The following is a 2,543-nucleotide window of genomic DNA, read 5'->3' as shown; positions in this document are numbered from 1 at the left end:
TGGCGGGATATCGGCCCGCCGATCGGCGGCCGTGCGGACGGCGGCTCGATCTTTCAGGCGATGCGCGACGCTGGTGAGCTGCGCTACCTCCATGGTGGCGGCGTCGGCTGCTACAATGAGGATGACAAGCCGACCGACCGGCGCAAGCTTTTCCATCACCTGACCTTCTACGGCTTCCTGCTCTGCTTCGCCGCGACCTCGGTCGCAACGCTGTATCACTATCTGCTCGGCCGCGAGGCGCCGTATCCGTGGTGGGATCTGCCGGTGGTTCTCGGCACGCTCGGCGGCATCGGCCTGATCATCGGGCCGATCGGGCTGTTCGTCGCCAAGATGCGGCGCGATCCGGCGCTGCTCGACGAGCAGCGCTACGGCATGGATGTCGGCTTCATCGCCATGCTGTTCCTGACCGGGTTCACCGGCATGCTGCTTCTGATTCTGCGGGAGACTGCCGCCATGGGACCGCTGCTGGCACTCCATTTAGGTGCAGTGTTCGCGCTGTTCATCACCATGCCCTACGGCAAGTTCGTGCACGGCATCTATCGCTTCGCGGCGCTGGTGCGTTATGCGCAGGAGCGACGCGGAGAAGCCGGTTCTTGAGATTCAGGCGGCGCGGAAGCGGCCGATCGGAGCACCGCGCCTCGCCTGATTGAGGCGCCTCGTGCATCTCTCTTATGCCACCTCGCGCTCTGGTCCAGACGCCTGCTCGCGGGCCATCGTCGTTGCCGTGACGTAGTCGGTCTTGCCGGTCCCGAGCAGTGGCACCTTGTCGACCACCATGATCGCAGCGGGAACGGTCAACTCGGACGCGCCGATCGCCTTGGCGTGGCCTTGCATGGCGCTGCGCTCGGCGTTCTTCTCCGTCGTCAGCAACACGATGCGCTCGCCCTTTCGCTGGTCCGGGATCGACACGGCGACTGAACCGGCCTGCGGCCACAGCGTTGCCGCGATGTTCTCGACCGCCGACAGCGAGACCATTTCGCCGGCGATCTTGGCAAAGCGCTTGGCGCGACCCTTGATGGTGATGAAGCCGGCCGGGTCGATCGCCACGATGTCGCCGGTGTCGTGCCAGCCGTCGGCGAGCGGTTCGAGCACGCCGGGATTTTCGGCCCGCAAGTATCCGAGCATCACGTTGGGTCCGTGCACCGACAGGCGTCCGCCTTCCTCGATGCCGGGGACCGGGTCGAGGCGGCTTTCCATCAGCGGCGACAGGCGGCCGACCGTGCCTGGACGATTGGCCATCGGCGTGTTCATCGCCAGCACCGGTGCCGTCTCGGTGACGCCATAGCCTTCGAGGATGCGGATGCCGTAACGCTCCATGAAGACCTGCCGGGTGCGATCCTTGACCGCCTCCGCGCCGGCGATCACCAGGCGCAAGGTGCGGAAGTCGTAGGCATGGGCCGAGCGTGCATAGCCCGTGAGGAATGTGTCGGTGCCGAACAGGATCGTGGCTCCGGTCTGGTAGATCAGCTCGGGCACGATCCGGTAGTGCAGCGGCGAGGGGTACATGTAGATCGGAATGCCCGCGAGCAGCGGCATCATCATTCCACCGGTCAGCCCGAAGGAGTGGAACACCGGCAGCACGTTGAACACCTTATCATTGGCGTTGGCATCGACCCGCGCCAGCGCCTGTGCGGCGTTCGCAAGGATATTGCGGTGGGATAGCACAACGCCCTTGGGGGTGCCTTCCGAGCCCGACGTGAACAGCACGACGGCCGGATCGCTCGCCTGGCGGACGACGCGCGGCGTAGTACCGGCGAGCAGACCCTTGATCTTGTCGGCCGTGCCGATCGAGGCCCGGACATCCTCGAGATAGACGACGCCGACTTCCGCGGAGACCGCCGCCATCAGCTTGTCGAGCTTGCCCTTCTCGATGAAGGCCTTCGACGTCAGCACGGTCTTGACCTGTGCGGCCTTCATGGCGGCGAGCACGTTAACCGGGCCGGCCGAGAAGTTGAGCATCGCCGGCACCCGGCCGATGTTTTGCAGCGCCATGAAGACCACGGCGACGCCTGCGGAATTCGGCAGCAGCACGCCGACATTTTCACCGATGGCGGTGCCGTTCTCCAGCTTCCGGCTCAAGACCTGCGCGCCAAGGATCAGCTTGCGATAGGTCAGCTTGGTGCCGAGCGCGTCCTCGACGATGACCTTGCCGGTGTCGCGGTCGCGATAGGCGTGTCCGAGCGCCTCGAACAGGGTGTGATCGAGCATGGCGTTCTTCACCATGGCGTCGATCATCACGTCCTGAAGTGCTGCGCCCGCGGCATTGCGGCGCGCCTTGCCCTTGAGCGCCGCGTCGACCGGTAGCTTGACCGGCGGCAGGATGGTGACGGTCACCCGCGGAAACCACGAGCGCTTGATCTGGCTGCCGTTGAGATAGCTGAGATGCGAGCGTTGGGCGCCTTCGATGCGGACCGGGACGACGACCGCGTCGGCCTTGTCCGCGATCATCGCGGTGCCGTCATAGACCTTCATCAGCGAGCCGGAAACAGTGATGCGTCCTTCCGGGAAAATCACCACTGGCTCTCCGGCGGCGACGAGCTTGA

At 65.3% G+C, this 2,543-nt stretch carries 1 protein-coding gene and 1 pseudogene; one reads left to right on the top strand and one right to left on the bottom strand.

The features are described from left to right. Window positions 1–597, top strand: a pseudogene (gene tcuB / locus IVB32_RS31750) (tricarballylate utilization protein TcuB); the annotation flags it as partial. 72 nt (window positions 598–669) lie between these two features. Here tcuB and IVB32_RS31745 read toward each other — a convergent pair. Beyond that, a partial coding sequence (locus IVB32_RS31745; protein ID WP_247412647.1) for an AMP-binding protein occupies window positions 670–2,543 on the bottom strand: 1,874 nt, incomplete at its 5' end.

The organism is Bradyrhizobium sp. 23, assembly GCF_023073295.1.
GTDB classification, from domain to species: domain Bacteria; phylum Pseudomonadota; class Alphaproteobacteria; order Rhizobiales; family Xanthobacteraceae; genus Bradyrhizobium; species Bradyrhizobium canariense_D.
This window is presented reverse-complemented; position numbering and strand designations above follow the sequence as displayed.